The sequence below is a fragment of the Pseudomonas anatoliensis genome, from assembly GCF_017976235.1.
GTDB lineage: Bacteria > Pseudomonadota > Gammaproteobacteria > Pseudomonadales > Pseudomonadaceae > Aquipseudomonas > Aquipseudomonas anatoliensis.
The window spans coordinates 228,270-247,198 of sequence record NZ_JACVHC010000006.1 but is presented as its reverse complement, the minus strand read 5'-3'; the positions used below and the strand labels follow the sequence as shown (position 1 = coordinate 247,198).

At 58.5% G+C, this 18,929-nt stretch carries 16 protein-coding genes; 7 read left to right on the top strand and 9 right to left on the bottom strand.

What is annotated here, in order from left to right; all coding sequences use genetic code 11:
• Nucleotides 1–2: 2 nt before the first annotated feature.
• Entirely contained in the window at nucleotides 3–1,307 is a 1,305-nt protein-coding gene (gene hmgA, locus ICA16_RS20760) for a homogentisate 1,2-dioxygenase (RefSeq protein ID WP_210701387.1), read from the bottom strand.
• Between the two features lie 164 nt (nucleotides 1,308–1,471).
• Here hmgA and ICA16_RS20755 point away from each other — a divergent pair, with 164 nt between their 5' ends.
• A complete protein-coding gene (locus ICA16_RS20755) occupies nucleotides 1,472–2,251 on the top strand; it encodes an IclR family transcriptional regulator (RefSeq protein ID WP_210701386.1) in 780 nt (259 codons plus the stop codon).
• 105 nt (nucleotides 2,252–2,356) lie between these two features.
• Here ICA16_RS20755 and ICA16_RS20750 read toward each other — a convergent pair whose 3' ends face one another.
• The 3 genes from ICA16_RS20750 to ICA16_RS20740 all read right to left on the bottom strand — a co-directional run bounded on the left by ICA16_RS20750 (nucleotide 2,357) and on the right by ICA16_RS20740 (nucleotide 8,236).
• Nucleotides 2,357–4,912 carry a LuxR C-terminal-related transcriptional regulator gene (locus ICA16_RS20750; protein ID WP_210701385.1) on the bottom strand — a complete coding sequence of 852 codons (2,556 nt, stop codon included), beginning with the start codon at nucleotides 4,910–4,912 and terminating at the stop codon, nucleotides 2,357–2,359.
• 139 nt (nucleotides 4,913–5,051) lie between these two features.
• Nucleotides 5,052–6,419: a DUF1329 domain-containing protein gene (locus ICA16_RS20745; RefSeq protein WP_210701384.1), complete on the bottom strand. Its 1,368-nt coding sequence runs from the start codon at nucleotides 6,417–6,419 to the stop codon at nucleotides 5,052–5,054.
• A gap of 23 nt (nucleotides 6,420–6,442) precedes the next feature.
• Nucleotides 6,443–8,236 carry a DUF1302 domain-containing protein gene (locus ICA16_RS20740; protein WP_210554535.1) on the bottom strand — a complete coding sequence of 598 codons (1,794 nt, stop codon included), beginning with the start codon at nucleotides 8,234–8,236 and terminating at the stop codon, nucleotides 6,443–6,445.
• 721 nt (nucleotides 8,237–8,957) lie between these two features.
• On the opposite strand from ICA16_RS20740, the gene ICA16_RS20735 reads away from it, so the two are divergent.
• Nucleotides 8,958–11,276, top strand: coding sequence for an S-type pyocin domain-containing protein (locus ICA16_RS20735; RefSeq protein ID WP_210701383.1), 2,319 nt, complete (start codon nucleotides 8,958–8,960; stop codon nucleotides 11,274–11,276).
• The gene (locus ICA16_RS20730) at nucleotides 11,273–11,530 is read left to right on the top strand and encodes a hypothetical protein (RefSeq protein ID WP_210701382.1); all 258 of its coding nucleotides are present in this window, start codon (nucleotides 11,273–11,275) and stop codon (nucleotides 11,528–11,530) included. Before ICA16_RS20735 ends, ICA16_RS20730 begins: the two co-directional genes overlap by 4 nt.
• 44 nt (nucleotides 11,531–11,574) lie before the next feature.
• On the opposite strand, the gene ICA16_RS20725 is transcribed toward ICA16_RS20730, so the two are convergent.
• From ICA16_RS20725 to ICA16_RS20710, 4 genes are all read right to left on the bottom strand, one after another.
• A complete protein-coding gene (locus tag ICA16_RS20725) occupies nucleotides 11,575–12,486 on the bottom strand; it encodes an SDR family oxidoreductase (protein ID WP_115147443.1) in 912 nt (303 codons plus the stop codon).
• A 217-nt stretch (nucleotides 12,487–12,703) separates the two neighbouring features.
• Nucleotides 12,704–13,606 (bottom strand): alpha/beta fold hydrolase, encoded by a 903-nt coding sequence (locus ICA16_RS20720; RefSeq protein ID WP_210701381.1) that lies wholly within the window; start codon nucleotides 13,604–13,606, stop codon nucleotides 12,704–12,706.
• Complete coding sequence (locus tag ICA16_RS20715; RefSeq protein ID WP_210701380.1) at nucleotides 13,606–14,388, bottom strand: class II aldolase/adducin family protein; 783 nt, start codon at nucleotides 14,386–14,388, stop codon at nucleotides 13,606–13,608. The genes ICA16_RS20720 and ICA16_RS20715 overlap by 1 nt, the downstream gene beginning before the upstream one ends.
• A 163-nt stretch (nucleotides 14,389–14,551) precedes the next feature.
• Nucleotides 14,552–15,010, bottom strand: a complete 459-nt coding sequence (locus ICA16_RS20710) for a flavodoxin (RefSeq protein ID WP_150617161.1) — start codon at nucleotides 15,008–15,010, stop codon at nucleotides 14,552–14,554.
• Between the two features lie 153 nt (nucleotides 15,011–15,163).
• Here ICA16_RS20710 and ICA16_RS20705 point away from each other — a divergent pair, with 153 nt between their 5' ends.
• Nucleotides 15,164–15,622: a PAS domain-containing protein gene (locus tag ICA16_RS20705; RefSeq protein ID WP_210554529.1), complete on the top strand. Its 459-nt coding sequence runs from the start codon at nucleotides 15,164–15,166 to the stop codon at nucleotides 15,620–15,622.
• 72 nt (nucleotides 15,623–15,694) lie between these two features.
• On the top strand, nucleotides 15,695–16,300 hold the full coding sequence (locus ICA16_RS20700) for a hypothetical protein (RefSeq protein ID WP_150604383.1): 606 nt from the start codon (nucleotides 15,695–15,697) through the stop codon (nucleotides 16,298–16,300).
• A gap of 3 nt (nucleotides 16,301–16,303) precedes the next feature.
• Here ICA16_RS20700 and ICA16_RS20695 read toward each other — a convergent pair whose 3' ends face one another.
• Nucleotides 16,304–17,263 carry a MerR family transcriptional regulator gene (locus ICA16_RS20695; RefSeq protein WP_210554528.1) on the bottom strand — a complete coding sequence of 320 codons (960 nt, stop codon included), beginning with the start codon at nucleotides 17,261–17,263 and terminating at the stop codon, nucleotides 16,304–16,306.
• Between the two features lie 211 nt (nucleotides 17,264–17,474).
• Here ICA16_RS20695 and ICA16_RS20690 point away from each other — a divergent pair, with 211 nt between their 5' ends.
• Together ICA16_RS20690 and folM are read left to right on the top strand one after the other, a co-directional pair.
• The gene (locus ICA16_RS20690) at nucleotides 17,475–18,050 is read left to right on the top strand and encodes an antibiotic biosynthesis monooxygenase (RefSeq protein WP_210701379.1); all 576 of its coding nucleotides are present in this window, start codon (nucleotides 17,475–17,477) and stop codon (nucleotides 18,048–18,050) included.
• Between the two features lie 158 nt (nucleotides 18,051–18,208).
• Nucleotides 18,209–18,919, top strand: a complete 711-nt coding sequence (gene folM, locus ICA16_RS20685; RefSeq protein WP_210701378.1) for a dihydromonapterin reductase — start codon at nucleotides 18,209–18,211, stop codon at nucleotides 18,917–18,919.
• The last annotated feature ends 10 nt before the right edge of the window (nucleotides 18,920–18,929 follow it).

The window sequence follows — 18,929 nt, the reverse complement described above, 5'->3', positions numbered from 1 at the left end:
GGTTATCTCCGGGTCGGGTCGAACGTGGCGGGCAATGTGGCCCAGCAAGCGTCGTAATTGGGTTGCAGATGTGGGCAGTCGAGGGCGAAGCGGCTTGGGCGCAGCACTTGGCTGGTCTCGAACATGAAGGCCATGGTGTTGTCGATTTTTGCGGGTGCAAGTTCGGCATTGATCGCTTTGGTGCAGGTCTCGCCGTCCGGGCCGTGAGCACTCATGCAGCTGTGCAGCGAGGCACCGCCGGGCACGAAGCCTTCGGCCTTGGCGTCGTATTCGCCCTGGATCAGGCCCATGAATTCGTTCATCAGATTGCGGTGGAACCACGGCGGACGGAAGGTGTTCTCGGCCACCATCCAGCGTGGCGGGAAAATCACGAAGTCGAGGTTGGCCAGACCGTGCACGCTGGTCGGCGAGGTCAACACGGTGAAGATCGACGGGTCGGGGTGATCAAAACTGACCGTGCCAATGGTGTTGAAGCGGCGCAGATCATATTTGTACGGCACGTTATTACCGTGCCAGGCGACCACGTTCAGCGGCGAATGATTGAGCTCGGTGGCCCACAACTGGCCGAGGAATTTCTGCACCAGCGTGGTGGGTTGTTGCAGGTTTTCGTAAGCGGCGACCGGGGTGAGGAAGTCGCGCGGATTGGCCAGACCGTTGCTGCCGATCGGCCCAAGGTCCGGCAGACGCAGTGGCGCGCCATGGTTCTCGGCAACGTAGCCGCGCGCTTGCGGGTCGAGCAGTTCGATACGGAATTTCAGGCCACGTGGCAGCACGGCGATTTCCAGAGGGGCGACTTCCAGCACGCCCAACTCAGTGGCAATCCGCAGACGTCCCAGTTGTGGCACCAGCAGCAGTTCGCCGTCAGCATTGAAAAACACCCGCTCCATCGAGCGGTTGGCCGCGTAGTTGTAGATGCTGATGCCGGCCGGTTTTTCGGCGCCGGAATTGGCCGCCATGCTCACCAGTCCATCGATGAAATCGGTCGGTTCGGCCGGCATGTCCAGCGCGTTCCAGCGCAGGCGATTGGGGGTCACTTCACCCAAAGGCCCACCGGCCAGTTGCCGCTCCAGCTTGACGAATGCAGGGTGATTGGCTGAGGGCTGAATCCGGTACATCCAGGTACGCCGCGCTTCACTGCGGGTCATGGTGAACGCGGTGCCGGAGAACAATTCGGTGTACAGGCCGTAGGGGGCTTTTTGCGGGGAGTTCTGGCCAACGGGCAGCGCGCCGGGCAACGCTTCAGAGCTGAATTCGTTGCCGAAACCGGACTGATAAGCCAGCGTCGACGCGGTTGAATCGAGGTTCATGGAGCCTCCTGAACAGGGAGTCGGCAGTGGCCCATCGCTCTGGCTCAGAGGTTTCGGCACGCCGGGGTTGTTATTATCGTAATTCGATTACGCATAACGTAATTTGCTCGCTATCCAGCGTCAAGCTATAAAGACGCCCATTCGTATTGGAACCCGGCCGCACCATGGAAAAAACCAGCGACAGTAACGGCAAACAGAAAGTCCGCTCCGCCGAAGTCGGCACCGACATCCTCAAGGCTTTGGCCGAGTTGTCGCCCTCCACTTCGCTGTCGCGCCTGGCCGAACACGTGCAGATGCCGGCGAGCAAGGTGCACCGCTACTTGCAGGCGTTGATTGCCAGCGGATTCGCCGAGCAAAATCCAGCGACCAACCACTACGGTCTCGGCCGCGAAGCACTGCGCGTGGGCCTGGCGGCACTCAACAGTATGGACGTGCTGAAAGTCGCCGCCCTGCCTCTGTCGGAACTGCGTGACGAACTCAACGAAACCTGTTTCCTCGCGGTGTGGGGCAATCAGGGAGCAACCGTGGTGCACATCGAACCGGCGGTGCGTGCAGTGACGGTGGTCACGCAATTGGGTTCGGTGCTGCCGCTGCTCAGTTCCTCGACAGGACTGGTGTTCAGCGCCTACCTGCCGCATCGGGAAACCGACGAATTGCGCGCGCGGGAAATCGCCGTTGCCGAGCATCCGTTGAAGGACGAAACCGCCTATGCGACGTTGTGCGAACAGATCCGCGAGCGCGGCCTGCATCATGTCCACGGCTTGCTGATGCCGGGTGTGGATGCCTTGTCGGCACCGGTGTTCAACGCCGTCGGACAAGTTGCAGCGGTGCTGACCATCGTTGGCCCGACCTCGCTGTTCCACGCCGACGAAAACGGCCCGGCGGCGCAGCGGTTGTTGGCTGCGACGCGGGCCGTGAGTTGGCGGATGGGGTTTGACGCTTAGCCGCCTGCGTCGATCCGCCGGTCAGCGACGTTGTGAAGGGTTGCAGCAACACAGTTTTGCTGTCGCCCGCCGCTTCCTCTTGCACAATCTCTTTGAAAACTATTGCTACAGCTCAAACCCCAGCAACTTGGCACTGGCTACAGCCTGCGTTCTTCGCTCGACGCCCAGTTTTCCATGTATCCGCCTGGCGTGAGTCTTCACCGTGTGCAGAGAAATAAACAGCTCATCTGCAATCTGTTGATTGGAATGGCCCTTGGCAATCAGGCGTAAAACTTCCAACTCACGTTGACTGAGCAAACCACTACCGCTCGCCACTTCAACAGTGGCCGGCTCCGAAACCGTGTTTGCCAGTATTTGCAACAGCCCCGGGTGGCGCAGTTGCAGTTCACGCAACGCCTGATGCAGCCCATATTGACGACTCAGCTCCAGACCCTGCTGCAGGCTGGCGCGCGCCGAAGTCTGATCACCCTGCGAAAAGGCCACTTCTGCCATCGCCAGATGCAAGTCGGTTTCCAGAATGAGCATCCTGCAGCGCTGCGCCGTTTCGAGCAGACGCTGTAGCCGGCCCATCGGGTTGCGAGCCGAGCCTGACCCTGCCTCAGCAAGGATCAACAAGTACTCGACGCGGGGAATCAACTCGAGTGTTGCCGGCGGCGCCTGCAAAGCGTCCGCTCCTTGATAGTGCCGTAACAGACGTGCCATCGCCTCGCACGCCAGCTCATGACGGCCCTGCTGCAGCCAGAACAGACTGCTGACTTGCAACACCACGCCACGATAAACCGTGTCTGGAATCTGCCGCTGTTGCATCAGCCGTTCCGCATCGCGCAGCCACACGAACGCTTTCTCATAATCCGCCTGATTGGCAGCCAGTTGCGCCAGCCCCAGATAGCCGTAGAGGGCACGCTTGTCATGGTTGCGCCCGCAACCGTCCAGACCGGACTGGAAAAAATCCGCCGCCAAGACATCCTGGCCCTGACTCAGCGCAAGACGCCCACGACGCAGCGCAATCCGTCCCAACAGCGGGGTCAGGCGGTTCGGTTGCCGGACGAGTAAATCATGCACGCCCGCCAAAAGACTTTCAGCCCGAGGTGCCGCGCCGCGCTGTTCGAGCAATTGCCCGTGATCAAGCTCCAGCAGTGCTTCGAAAACCAGCGAGCCTTGCGCCCGTGCCAGACACAGTGCCTGACGATTACGGGCATGGGCTACGTCCAGTTCGCCGCGCAACAACGCCTGCTGGGTCAACCCTGACAAGCACATCACCCGAGCGATCCAGTTATCGAAATCGAGTACCTCCAACGCTTGCGAAAAGTATTCGTGAGCGCCCTCCATCCGCCCTTCCAGATGCAGTAACCACCCCTTCAACGTTTGCCAACGCGCAATCAATTGCCGCTCATGAGCTGGCGAAGGCTGCGGCATGAACCGCCCTAAATGCTCGATGCATTGCGCCGCCTGTTCAAAACGACCGGCGAAGAGCAATGCAGCTGTGATCAGACCGACCAGTTGTGGCGTGCTCAGGGTCAACTCTTCACTCTGTTGCTCATGCAATTGCAGTAACAGGACCACGGTTTGCTCTTCAAACAAATGCTCGAAGCTGAAGTGCTGCAACAGGCTGACGGCGATTTCATGTTCTTCGGCGAGCAACGCCTGTTCGAAGGCCGAACGCCAATCCTGCCGCCAGGAAAACCACTGACACGCCCGCCGATGCCAGGAACGACCTGCGGGCCATTGTTCGTCGCGCATCACCCGCGACAACGGTGGAAAAACCCGCAGCCAGTCGGCCGAGTCGTGCCACGGCTCGATAAAGCAGCCCAGTGTTTGCAGGGTGCGCAGGCACTGTGCGCCCTCTCCGGCACCAAACAGATGCTCACACAGCTCGGCATTGAAGCGCGGTAGATGCGCGAGCACCCGCCAGTTCTCGGCCAGCTCCGGCGTGAGGTTATTGAAGAGTTCGTGTTGCAGATAATCCAGCAGCGTATCCACCCGTTGCTGCGGCTGATTGCTTTGCGACCAGTCACACTTTTGCAGCAGCGCCATGCGCACCCCGGCGCACCAACCACCGGTACGCTGGACGATACGTGCAGCCACACTGCTTGCCTGCTCGGGCGACAGATGTCGCAGCGCCTGGGCGATTTCGTCCGCAGACAGCGCCAGCGTCGCGCTTTCACACTCGTACAGTTCGTCGTCGAGCAGCAACCGCGGCCAGTTGCATTGCGGCCGTCGGCGGGTGCCGATCCACCAGGTGAACGCCGGGCTACTGACCGTCAGCAAACGGTCAAGCAACGCATCAAGCGCAGGTTCCGGCAGCCGACAGTAGTCATCGATAAACAGCCAGGTCGGCAACGACCAGCGACTCAGCGCAGCGACCAGACCGGACTCCGTTGTTTCTGCCAGTCCCAACGCCTGTGCCAATCGCAGACAAAATTCGTCGACACTCAAAGCGGCGCCAGCCAGTGGTAGCCAGCACACTTCGCAACGTTGCGGCGCTTGAAGCAGGCACTCGGCGAGCAGCGCGCTCTTGCCGCTGCCGGCGGGTGCACAAATGAGCCTGACCCGTGCCACCGACGCCAGCAATGGCTCGCTCAATCGCGTACGTGGCTGGTGATGGGAGGACAGTCTGGGGAGAAAACCGGGGCGATCCAGACAAGCAGTCATGGCGGTCATCGGATGAGCCTTTTTATAGTTGTGAGCTCACCCTAGCCCTCTCCCGGCGGCTTGTTGACAAGTATTCAGCGCGCTGATTAGCGGCCATAAAAAAGGCGACCGCGCGGTCGCCTTTTGTTCAGCCGATGTATCAGAACCGTTACCGCACACCCTCTGTACGCAGGGCCGCTGGCGTGTAGTCGGCAGCCTTGGCTTCAAAGCCGAATTCGTAGCCGTGCTTCTCTTCGTTCTTCATCCCCAGCGCGATGTAGCGGCCGGCAATAATGTCGTAGAGCGCTTCGAGGGTGTAGGCCGGAGCCTGATGATCGTAGTAGTACTCGGCGTGACCTTCGGCGACGCGCCACAGTTGCCCGCGACCGTCGTAGTGATCGGCGAGCGCCACTTGCCAGCTGTCCTCGTCGATGTACATGTGGCGCTTGGCGTAGATGTGCCGCTCGTTCGCCTTGACCGTGCCGATCACCTCCCACACGCGGTGCAGCTCGTAGCGCGTCAGGTCCTGATTGATGTGCCCGGCCTTGACGATGTCGTCGTACTTGAGCTTCGGCGAGTCGAGTTTGTAGCTGTTGTACGGAATGTACATTTCCTTTTTGCCGACCAGTTTCCAGTCGTAACGATCCGGTGCACCGGAGAACATATCGAAGTTGTCCGAAGTGCGCAGGCCATCGGCGGCGGTGCCCGGGCCGTCGTAGGCCACTTGCGGCGCGCGCCGGACGCGACGCTGACCGGCGTTGTAGATCCACGCCAGGCGCGGTTCCTTCACCTGATCAAGGGTTTCGTGCACCAGCAGCACGTTGCCGGCCAGCCGCGCCGGAGCCGTCACCGACTGTTTGAAGAAGGTCAGCACGTTGGCGGCTTTATCCGGATCGATATCCTTCATCAGTTGCGGCACGGCGATCTCTTCTTCGAAGCGGATCGGCGTGTAGCTGCCGTTGGTTTGCGGTGTCACCTGGGTGATGATCCGCTTGACGTTGCCGCCGTGATAACGGGTGATGTGGTTCCACAAGACTTCCACGCCATTCTTCGGAATCGGGAAGGCGTAGTAGCGATTGCCGGTGAAGTTGGCCAGGCCGTTACCGTCGTTGATGGTGGTAACGTTAAGGGCGCTACGCTTGGCCGATTCGTAGATTTCCGGCGGTGCGGCAACGGTGCGGTGGGTCGGATAGACCGGGATCTTGTAGGTCTCCGGATAGCGTTTGAACATCGCTACCTGACCTTCAGACAGTTTGCTTTTGTACTGATCGACGTTGGCAGCGGTGATGGTGAACAGCGGTTTTTCATTGGCGAACGGGTCGGCGACAAAGCCTTTACTGTCCACCGCACCAGCGTTTTTCGCGATGCCGCCCGTCCATGCCGGGATCGAGCCGTCGGCGTTGCCGGCCTTCTCGGCACCCAGCGGGGTCAGGCTGGTGCCGAGTTTGTTCGCCTCATCCGGCGACACCGCCGCCATCACGTTGGCCGCCAGCAGACTCAGGGCCAGCACACCGCATTGCAGAATCATTTTGCGCATTGCTTTCATCCTTCTCGGGCAGATCAGAAGTTCACGCCGAAGCTCAGAGCGACGAAGTCACGGTCTTCGAGGACGTTGTAGTCGCCACCGAAAAAGTCGGTGTAGCTGAGGCTCGCGGTGTAGGTGTTGCGATAGTCGGCATCGACGCCGACGCTGATCGCTTTGGCGCCTTCGTTGAACAGGCCGTTGGGGCCATAACCGGCGACGTCGTGCGACCACGACAGGTTGGGTTTGAGGTTGATCCCGCCGATCACGTTGGCGTAATCGAGGATGGCGCGGCCGCGATAGCCCCACGAAGTCGAGGTGACAAAGCCGTCCGTGTCGCCACCAAAACCGTATTGGCCGTATACCGAATCGCGGCCATAACGCAGCTTGCTGCGCGACTCCAGACCGCCGACCCGTACCACCGCCGCTTCACCGACCAGGGTCAGGCGTTGGGCGCCCAGCACTTGGTCGAAGAAGTGCGTCAGGGTGCTCTGGATCTGCGTCACTTCCTTGCGCCGGTATCCCGTATTGTCCGAACCCGGCGAGGTGGCGATCGGCGAAGCTGCGCCGCCGGCGATCGGGTTGAGCAATGCCAGCGTCAGGTCATTGGTGCTGACTTGCACCGGAGCGTTCGGTCGGTAGCTGATCTCGCCGGTCCATGCGGTGCCGGTGGGCAGCGTGGTAGAGAAACTCGCACCGTACAGGCGAATGTCTTCCGGGTATTCGAGGTAGTAGCCACCGCGCCCGAGCATCACACTTTGCGCCAGCCCGGCACCGCTGCCGGGAGCCAGACCGTTGGCAATACCGACCATGCCCGGCAATGCCGCCAGAGTCGAAAGCCCTGCGGTGGTGGTGCCGACTGTTGGCGTGCGGCTGTGGTAGTTCATGAAATAGAGGCCGTACTCGGTATCGTCGCCGAGCCAGCGCAATGCCGTGCCCCACTGCCCGGAATCCCGCGCATCGCGGTCGCCGCCGCGCGGGATGACTACGCCCTCGCGGGTGACCTGAATGCCCTGACCAAACGCGGTGGTCAACGGCACCAGCGGCGCAATGGCCGGGTTGCCGACGGTGTAGCCGCTGGAGCAGCCGTCCGCCACCACGTCGACGCCGAAGAACGTACCGCAGTTGTCGACAACGGTCTGGTCCCACTCCAGTTGATAGAAGCCTTCGATGGTCAACTGGTCGGTCAGGCCCTGGGAGCCGAACAACATGTTCACCGGAATCAGGCCTTCCTTGATCTCTGCACCGGGACGACGGAATGCCGACACGTCGATCGGGTTGATGCTGTTGATCGAGTTGCCGATGAAAGTACTTTCGCCCCAACTGACCACTTGTTTGCCGGCGCGCACGGTGCCCGGCAGGTCGCCGATGGAATAGTTGTGATAGACGAATGCATCGAGAATTTGCGCGCCGGATGATTTGGCGCCTTCCTTGCGGCCACTGTCACTGATCTGCTTGAACTCGCGGTCCTCGTCCTTGAGTTCAAAGTCGTACCAATATTTGCCACGCACGAACACACCGGTATCGCCGTACTTGAGTTCGAGGTCGTGAATGCCTTTAACGATTTTCGAGAAAGTCTCGCCCTTCTTGAAGTTCAAACGCCCGTCATCACCGGTCGAGGATTGCCCGGTCCCACCGTTGACCGTACCGACCAGCGACTTGTCGGCATCGCGCATGCCCCAACTCGCACCGACCGAGAGCGACGAATCGAACGTGCCCTCGATTTCTCCGATATTGAAAGCAACCGCATGCGCCTGGGCACAGCAACCCAGAGCCACCGCGGCTGCCAGCGCCTGCGGTGTGAAGATGGCGCGCATTGTTTTTGTTGTCATGCGTCTTCCCCGGTGAGTGACAGAAGGCCCCACCCTACTGCCGCGTGACCGGGTCGATAAGCGCACCAAGGAGGTATTCGCGTTGTCGCTCGAAAGGATGAATGCCCATGCAGTACGCGGCTTTGCATCGATCATGGATAGGCTGGATAGAGAATCATCAGTGCCGCGCATGGTGCACATCAGCCGCTGCAGACTGTTGCATGCCCCGTAACAGTGCATGTCTGGAATCGGTATTTTTCCTACAGATTTGAAACCGTATTCTGAGCGGGCTTTCACGGGACACGCCGAAAAGCACCCAGCCTTGGCTACTGAGCAATTCAGGCCACTGTTGACAGATTTCAGATGAATCGAAGATTCGGTTTATCGCCCCGGTGTTCACTGACGTTGATTTGTAGCTCCTTGATCCAACGTCTTACCTTGGCCGCTGCGTTTGCAGCGGCCTTTTTTATGGCTGTTGAAAAAGGCATCCCTACGAACTGTAAAAACATTCCGAGAAAAACGTCGGACCTTTCCTGCAGCGCAGAAGAATCCTCCTCACTTCGCTATTAGTCTGCGAAAAACCTCTCAAAACAACGCCTTGTTACTTACAAGCTTCTCGGATTTTGCAACAGCAATTCTGATGTAACTTGAAACATCTCAAATATTCGCCGGTGACACGGAAGTCACTATCGCCCGCGCCTACTTTCCAGCGAGCCGCCACGCAATTCAAAAGGACATGAATATGCAAAGACCTCCACCCTTGATACTTGATGCAACACATATTAATGCACCCGCCCCTGATCATTACGACCCCTTCAAGGAAAGCAATCAGGGCTATTCCTATAGCGGCATGTTTGGGCCGGCAGGCGCCAACCATAAAACCCGCGAACTAATGTACGAAACTCAAGTCACCCTGGAACAGGAGTTCAGCGCGAAGTCCATCTCATTGCCTCAATCCATTGAGAATGAACTCGCTGCAACACGGCTGGAACGGTCAACCAGTCCACTACCACCCGCGGCAGCAATAGTCCGCGAACTGGATGTAAGAAATACCCTCATTCAACGCAAGTCCGCTCAACTTCACGAGCAGATCACTATTGCCAATCGTTTTTTTGGAAGTGATCCGCTGGGTAAAAACTTCAATGATTTTCTGAATCAGGCCTCGGCTATCCGGCGAACGAACCGCACAGGCCCGCCCGTGCGAGAGCTATGGAGTCAGTCCTATCGGGCGGCCCATGAAGCGAGGCTGCTAAATCAGACTGTCCAGCTTCTCAATCAACAGCAAATCAATGTGCAGAACTGGCTGTCCGCCGTGCTGGCCAATGATCAGGCGCAAGCGGCTGCCGCTGCGCAAGAAGCCCAGCGATTGGCTGCAGAACATGCGCGGATCGCAGCCGAACAACAACGGCAGAGAGAACTTGCCGAAGCAGCACGCCGAGAGCAAGAGCAAGCCCGCGCTCGGGAACAGGCAAGGCTGGCCGCACTCGCAGAGAAACAACGCCGGGATGCTGAACAGGCTCGCCTAGCCGCTGAAGTGGCGCGGATCAATGCCGATGCTGAAGCTCGGGAAAGAGAGCGGATTGCGCAATTGAGGATCGCATTGGCTGAAGCACAAGCCAATGCTGAAACAGCCGCACGGGTGTTCGCCGCTGAGCAGGCTCGCCTTCAAGCGGAAATGGAACTGCGCATTGAGGCGATACAAAAGCAGGTTCAAGCAGATAAAAAGAGCATGGAACTTCGCCACAAAGTCCTTGATACCGCGACCGCCTTAGCCAAACGCCAAGCTCATCTGGCGACATTAGAGAACCAGCAGCAATTGGGAAATGAACCAGGGCTGCACGACATTGAACCGGACTTCACGACTGAGGCTGACGCTCAAAATCTTGGGCACCATTCGCCAGAGATTCAACGTGTTTATGCTGCGTCAGGAGTAGTGGCTTCAACCAGCCCGCATTTCTCCTTTGCTTCGACAGCCATACCTATTCCCCCGGCGACGTCTTCCGCAATTCTCAATGCACTGCGCTCAGGTTTACTGACCGTGAAAGCATCTGGCGCCGCGCTGTTCGGCAGCCCGGTGTTGATAGGTTTCGCGGCTTTATTGATGCCGTCACGCCTGGGAAACGGCGAGCGGTTTGCCATGAGCGTTCCATTTTCCGAGTTGTCGTCGGAGTCTGCCCAGACACTGCGCGATATAGCCGACCGACAAGGCACGCTGGAGATGCCGGTAGGCTTGGGCGTCCGGCCATTCGGCGCTGGCGCGGAAGTATTCGTCGCCTCGACCGATGACTTTCATATTCGCTCGAGCGTGCTGGTTCTGAATGCGGCTTACGACTTGCTGAATGATGTTTACGAGGCCGCGCTCCCGGATTCGCCAACCGACTTCCTGACCTGGACACCCGCCATCTCCCCGGGTAACAGCTCGACCGAATCGCCAATGGTCGAAACCGAGTCGACCGCGTATTCCGGCGCACCGATTGTCCCGGTTGAAGGGCGTCTGGATCTGCATCCTATTCTGGTCGAGGGCTGGGAACGATTCATCATTGTGTTTCCGGAGGACTCTGGGATTGCTCCGTTGTATGTGGTCTTTAGCAGCCCTTACGAGGGGGCTGATGTCGAGGGAGCGTTTAGCGGGCGTGATTTCAATCCAAAAGAAGCTGGTGGGGATATTGAAGATTTGGATTGGACTCAGATAACGCCCTCCAAAGACGGATTAGAACTGGTCGAACTTCATACAGCCCGGCTTCCAGAATCCGAAGGGAACAAGTTAATGATTGCTCGGCTCGAAAAAATCATACGAGGCGAGCTGGAAATAACCGACACTGACAAACGCTATTACACTCATGAAATCAGAGAGCTTGAAAGATTCCGCGCACTCGGAATCAGCGACACAGAACGGCCCGACACGAATACTCCAACATGGAACAATGCGCACACTGCCACATTGGAAGACTTCAAAATCAAGGACGATCCAACTTTGCTTTATACCCCTGAGGCATTGGCTGCTGAAAACCAACAGCAAAAGCGTGAGTATCAAAAGTTTTTGAAGGAGATGTGGAAATGAATATTATTGAAAAGATCGTCTTAAACGAACCGCTCGACGACATAGTGACAGTATTCGCGCTAATCAAAGCTCCCCCACATCTCGACCTGATGATCTCGTGCTACAAACCTGAGTCCATCAGGCACGGAGAGCTTCAAAGATCCTATGCGAAACTCTTTCATGAGGGAGTATTGGTTGAGGGTGAGAAAGGATTGGCTGCAAGAGGACCTAATTGGAAAGCACCAAGTTTCGTGACAGAAAAACGTTACGATTGATCAGAAATAGCCCCCCACAATATCTTGTGGGGGGCCTAGCTCACTTAAAGCGAATACTTCTGCAAATTCGCCATCATTTCCTTCAGCGCTTCAATATTGTCCTTCGGATGCGCCGCCCCTTCGAAATCACAAATCTGCTGCCAGTGCGCCGCTACATCCTCGGGCGAGAAGCCCACTCGCGGATCGAACCCGGCGCCCAGGCTGCGCTCCCAACGCACCTTGCCCATCCAGCCACCGCCGACTTCGAACAACCCGGAAGTCTCCTGGCACTGCTCACTGGCCAGGTACACCACCAACGGGCTGACCAGTTCCGGTTTCAGTTGCTCGAACACTTGCGGCGGGATCAGACCTTCGGTCATGCGCGTGCCACCAGTCGGCGCGATGGCGTTCACCAGGATGTTGTTCTTGCGGCCCTCGATGGCCAAGGTGCGGGTCAGGCCGTAGAGGCCGAGTTTGGCCATGCCGTAGTTGGACTGGCCGAAGTTGCCGTAGATGCCTGAAGTTGAAGCAGTGAAAATCACCCGGCCGTAGTTTTGCTCGCGCAGGTGCGGCCATGCGGCGCGGGTGACTTTGTAGGCGCCTTCGACGTGGACGCGGTAGACCAGATCCCAATCGGCGTCGTCCATTTTGTGGAAGGTCTTGTCGCGCAGGATCCCGGCGTTGTTGACCACGACGTCGACGCGACCGAAAACATCCAGCGCGTTCTGCACCAGTTTGTCGCCGTCGGTAACCGAGTCGTGGTTGGCTTCGGCGATACCGCCGGCTTCACGAATTTCCGCGACCACTCGATCAGCCGCAGATGCATTGGCGCCTTCGCCTTGAGTCGAGCCGCCGAGATCATTGACCAGCACTTTGGCGCCCTGTTTGGCGAACAGCAAAGCGTGCGCCCGTCCGAGGCCGCCACCGGCTCCGGTGACAATCACGACTTTATCTTCGAAACGCACAGACTCATTCATCGCGGCAACTCCAGCAGGCCAAGGGACAGTGACCCCGAGTGTCAGGCACGGGGCTTTCGGTCACAACGAACACGGTTGAGGCTGAATGGTGCGCGATAAGGCTGGGGGATGATGTGCAGCGCAATCAAGAGACCTGAAGATCAAAAGATCGCAGCCTTCGGCAGCTCCTACATGGGATAGGTGTAGGAGCTGCCGCAGGCTGCGATCTTTTGATCTGTCAGGAGCACGCGACCTTGCGCGGTGGCAGCGCAAAACGATCACGAAACGCCAGGTAATGCTTGAGCACCTGCACCGGCGCTTCGATCTGCGGATAGTGGCCGATGCCCGGCAATAGCACGGAGTCGGCATCCGGTATCAGCTGCCGATAGCGCTCGACCATGTGCGCACCCGAAATTGGATCGACTTCGCCATCGATCACCCGCATCGGCACTTCGCCGCGCTGCATCGCCGCCACCCAACGATCACGCTGCACCCGGCGTTCGGGGATGTAGTTAATCAGCTTGTGCATGATGCGCGGGCCGTGATTGCTGTCGACCAGGCTCCAGAAATCGTCCAGCTCGCTCTCGGTCGGCCCGGTCTGCGGACCGAAGATCTGGCGGAAGCTTTTCACCAGTGCGTCGCGAGTAAAGGCGCGGCCGATCATCCAGCCCAGCGGGCTGAGCAATAGCTTTTGCATCAATACCGGACGATGGGTTTCCGGGAACAGACCGCCGTTGAGGAACACGCAACTGGCGACTTCGATCTTGTCTTCGTAGTGCCGGGCAAGCAGCTCCTGCGCGACGCTGTCGCCGTAATCGTGAGCGAAGATGTGTAGCGGCTGTTCGACCTGCAAATGCGCGAGCAGCGCCTGTTGCAGATCGGCCTGCTCCAGCAGGCTGTAGCGGTGATTGACCGGTTTGGCCGAATCGCCGAAACCCAGCATGTCGCAAGCGATCACCCGATAACGCTGGGCCAGTGGTTGCCACAGATAATGCCAATCCCAACTGGCGGTAGGGAAACCATGGATCAGCAGCAGCGGCTCACCCTGCCCCGTCGTCCAGTAGCGGATCGACTGGCCCCGAAAGACAAACGTCTGGCTGCGTTTACGCCAGACACACAGAGGAATCTCGGCAAGAGGCATTAGAGTTTATATCCAGGGTCGTGTTTGTCGAGTTTGCGCAGCAGCGCCGGCCAGGCCAGCGCGCCACCCATGCCTTGAGCACTTTTGGTCACGCCGGCGATCATTGCCTTGGCGCCTGCCAGAATCTGCGGTTCGATGGCGATCAGTTCAGCGCCGCCGGTCTGGGCCATCACCTGGATGTCGCAGGCGCGCTGGAAGGTGAACATCATCAGGAAGGTATCAGCGATGGTGCCGCCACAGGTCAGCAGACCGTGGTTGTGCAGCATGAGGAAGTTGTTCTCACCGAGGTCGGCCTGCAAGCGCGCCTTCTCTTCGTGATTCAGCGCCACCCCTTCATAGCCGTGATACGCCAGGCTCGACAGCACGAACAGCGACTGCTGGCTGATCGGCAACACGCCTTGCTTTTGCGCCGACACCGCCACGCCCGAAGCGGTGTGCGTATGCAGCACGCAAACCACATCGTGACGCACTTCGTGCACGGCGCTGTGAATGGTGTAGCCGGCCGGGTTGATTTCGTAGGGGCTGTCCATGAGCTTTTTGCCGGCCTGATCGACTTTCACCAGGCTCGATGCGGTGATTTCGTGGAACATCAGGCCAAACGGATTGATCAGGAAATCTTCAGTGCCCGGCACCTTGGCGGATATGTGCGTGAAGATCAGATCGTCCCAGCCATGCGACGCGACCAGACGATAGCAAGCGGCGAGATCGACGCGTGTCTGCCACTCGGCGGCGCTGACCTGCTCTTTGACATTAAGGGACGACTGGACGGGGGCTACGCTCACTGTATGCACCTCTGCGTTCTTATTGTTCTGCTGGTGTCAGCAGTCTAGTCAGGCGCAGTCGATCGCGTAGTTGCATTGCCAGCCAGCTTGATGACTGAACGGGTCAGCCATGCAAACTCCTTGGATCCATGTCAACGCAACGGCGCCAACAAAGGTGCGGCAATCAACCCTTGAGCGCGCCAATCAGATCCGCCAGCCACGGCTCGGCGTCGGTTTCCGGGGTGACGCTTTCGCTGGCATCGAGGCGCAGCATCTCTTGAACTTCACGCAGGCCGAGTTCGCTGAAAAACAGTTCGCGCATTTGCTCACCGCCACCGCAGAAGGTGTCGCCGTAACTGGCATCGCCCAAAGCAATCACCGCACCCGGCAAACCACGCCAGGCTGCCGGCAATTGATCGCGAATCATCGAATACAACGGTTGCAGGTTGTCCGGCAACTCGCCCATGCCGGTGGTCGAGGTCACGGCAAGAAACGCTTCCGGCGCGAAAGCCTGAACCTCGGCCAGGCTGGCGCGTGAGTTGTAGAAGGTTTCAAAGCCAGCGGCTTTCAGCAGGTTCTGGGCGTGGCGGGCGACTTCTTCGGCGGTGCCGTAGACCGAACCGGAGAGGATGGCGACTTTCATCAATCTGATCCTGAAACTGAAAAAAAGAGCGCCGATAGTAACAGCCTCAGCCGTGAAGTTGCGATTGGCTCTCAATGAGCGCTGATGTCCTATGGACAGGCACCGCCGTTCTTCTAGAATGCGTGCCAATGCCAGCTCTGAAAGGATTCAAGGATGATCAACGCTCACTTGCTGCAAATGGTGATCAACGCATCGAATGACGGGATTGTGGTCGCGGAAAAAGAAGGCGAGCGGGACAACATCCTGATCTACGTCAACCCGGCCTTCGAGCGTCTCACCGGTTACTCCAGCGAAGAAATCCTCTATCAGGATTGCCGCTTTCTGCAGGCCGGCGACCGTGATCAGGAGAGCCTGGAGCTCATTCGCGATGTATTGCGTACCAACGGCTCGTGTCGGGAAATTTTGCGCAACTACCGTAAGGACGGCACGGCGTTCTGGAATGAATTGTCACTTTCAACGGTAAAAAATGCCGATGACGGGCAGACTTACTTTGTCGGCGTGCAAAAAGATGTGACGATGCAGGTCAAGGCTCAGCAACGTGTCGCGCAGCTGGAGGCCCGGGTCGCTGCACTGGAAACAGAACTCGCCGCCTTGAAAGCGACAAACGGTTAAAACAAAACATCGAACTGGTTGTCATTAACTACAATCACCAATGACTTTGTAACTATTCCTTTCGAGTTAGCCATGCAACGCGACGCGCTCCTGACCCAGGATGAGCTGGATTTTATCCAGACCATGCAGCACAACCCGCAACTCAATGTGCGGGATGCGACGTCGAGTCTGCTGGTTAACGGTGGTTCGCAGATCCGTGATTTGCTCACGCGTCTGGCCGCTCACGAGCAAGTGACCATTCAGGCCAACTTCGAAAATCAGCAGATGACGTTTCCACTGCATCTGGTGGAAGACGAGTTTCATGCACTGCACCTGCGCCTCGGTGTGCCAAGCATCTACGAAGATGGCCCGATGGTTCGTCCGTGGCGGCTGACACTTGAAGAGCCGGTGGCGCTGGAGAATGCCAAAGGCCAGGCGGGCACGCTGTGGGTTCACGAGGTTTCACATAAAGGCGTACTGCTGGAAGTGCGCAACAAGACCAAACCGCCCAAGCATTTCGCGCTGTGGTTCAGCCCTTCGGGTTATGAGCGGATCGCATTGCGCGGCAATTTCGAGCGCGAAACCGAGAGTGGTTTCTACGCCTACGAACTCAGCCAGACAGACAGCGACGAAACCGAGCGTCTTCGCCAGTTCATCCTGCAGCAACATCGTTTGACGCACCCTGCCCTGCACACCTGATTCTCAGGTATCAAGCTTCCCCGCCAGAAACTGCGTCATGCGTTGACGCATGTTCATCCCTTCATTACCCAGGCACGCCACTGATGATCCGGCCAGACTCTCTTGCGCCAGATCAGACGCATCGCCGGCGAGCATCAGCTGACAATCAAGACTCAAGGCCAGTCGATTCAGACGCCGGGGTAAATCGGCACTCGGGGCGTGATTGGAAAACAGCACCAGTGCGTCAGGTTTGATCTTCTCGCAAACGAGGGTCAGCTCATCGAGCGGCTGGCCGGTGGTCAACACACGAACGCCTGCGTCATTGCCACTGAGAAACAGCGCCGCCACCAGCAACTCAAGCTCCCGGCATTGCCCGGCCAGTGCGCTGACGATCACCCGTCGCGGTTGTGCGCCACGCAGGGTGATGATCCGATGCAGCACCCGCGCTCGAAGAAACCCGTCAAAGAACAACCATTCGCTGGTCTGCCCAAAGCCATCCTGACGCTGCAACAACTGCAGCCATAACGGCATCAGGATGTCCTGAAACACAACGGGTAACGCATAAGAAGAAAAGATCTGACCGTAGACCCGATCCAGTAGTTGATCATCGAAAGAACTGATCGCCTGCTGGAGCTGCACCTGCCATTGCAGATAATCGGCTTGCACCAGATCATCGGGAATGATGTGCGCGAGAACCTTCAGCGGTTCGGTCCTGGCGAGAATCTTGCCGATCTTGCTGACCGCCACACCACGATCGATCCAGTCGACGATGCTGCGAACGCGCTCGATTTCGGTCATCGAATACAGCCGATGCCCACTCTCGGTGCGCACCGGCAGGATCAAACCATAGCGACGTTCCCAGGCGCGCAGCGTGACCGGATTGACACCTGTCAGCCTCGCGACTTCACGGATAGGAAACAGATCCTCGCGCTCGAGCGCAACAGATGCCTGAGAAACTGGGTGCGCGTCTGTCATGACAGGCATTGGGCCTCAACTTCCGGACGGGTGAATTGGATCCCATTCTAACCCCGATGCCCTGATTGCGTTCAAGTAGAGATATGCGACGAAAGTCTCTGGTTTAAACACGAAAATCAGGAATAATCCTTGCTTGCTGAAAAGCGCAGGCCTCCACCCCGGCCTTGCGTCAGGCGAAACTCCTACCCGGAGTGACGCAATCGAGATACGGAGATACACAATGTCTACTTCACCCGTCACGCTGATGGTTGCGCGTCGCGTCGCCGATGGCCGCTATCAGGATCTGATCGCCTGGCTGCGCGAAGGCGAACAACTGGCCACCGATTTCCCCGGTTATCTGGGTTCCGGCGTGCTCGCACCGCCGCCCGGCGATAACGAATTCCAGATTATCTTCCGCTTTGTCGATGAACAGACTTTGCATGCGTGGGAGCATTCGGCCTCGCGTACCGCCTGGCTGGATCGTGGCAGCGATCTGTTTGCCCATCCCAAAGAGCATCGTGTCAGTGGCATCGAAGGCTGGTTCGGCACAAGCGTAGTCGGCCAGCGCCCGCCGCGCTGGAAACAGGCGATTGCGATCTGGCTGGCATTCTTTCCGGTGTCGCTGTTGTTCAATTTTGTCGTGGGTCCGTTGCTCGTGGACATGAGCCTTTTGCCGAAAGTGTTGATCAGCACGGCATGCCTGACGCCGCTGATGGTTTATTTCTTTATTCCGTTGTCGACGCGGTTGCTGGCGAACTGGTTGAACAGCACGCCTGCGCGTCCGTTGCCTGTCGCACCCTCTACGCAGAACCGCTAAAAGATCGCAGCCTCGTTGCACTCGAATGCTCCTACATGGCTCCTACACGGCTCCTACACAGTTGCGACAGTGGCGCAGTGCGGGAGCTGCCGGAGGCTGCGATCTTTTCAGGCCCGCCGCTGTTATAGTTTTTGCACCCACCGCGACGCGAGCCGTTCATGACTACAACCTCCGCCCCGATCCTGATCACCGGCGCCGGCCAACGTGTCGGTCTGCACTGCGCGCAGCGTTTGCTCGAAGACGGCCACCGCGTCATTTTCACCTATCGCAGCGAACGCCCCGGTGTCCAGACGCTACGTGATCTGGGCGCCATCGGCGTATTCGCAGACTTTTCCAGCGAAGCCGGCATCCTCGCGTTCATCGCCGAATTGAACACCCACACCGACAGCCTGCGGGCGATCGTGCATAACGCCTCCGACTGGCAGGCGGAAACCCCGGGCAGCGAAGCCGAAGCGTTCAACCGCATGGTCAACATTCACATGCTGGCGCCCTATCTGATCAACCTGCACTGCGCCGACCTGCTCAAGCAATCGACACCCGCCGACATCATCCACATCAGCGACGATGTCACTCGCAAGGGCAGCAGCAAGCACATCGCCTATTGCGCCAGCAAAGCCGGGCTCGACAGCCTGACCCTGTCCTTCGCCGCCCGTTATGCGCCGGCGATCAAGGTCAACGGCATTGCGCCGGCCCTGCTATTGTTCAACCCCGACGACGACGCGGCGTACCGCGCCAAGGCCCTGGCCAAATCCGCGCTGGGCATCGAACCCGGTAGCGAAGTGATCTACCAGAGCCTTCGCTACCTGCTCGACAACCCTTATGTCACCGGCACGACCCTGACCGTCAATGGCGGAAGGCACGTCAAATAACGCTGCCCCG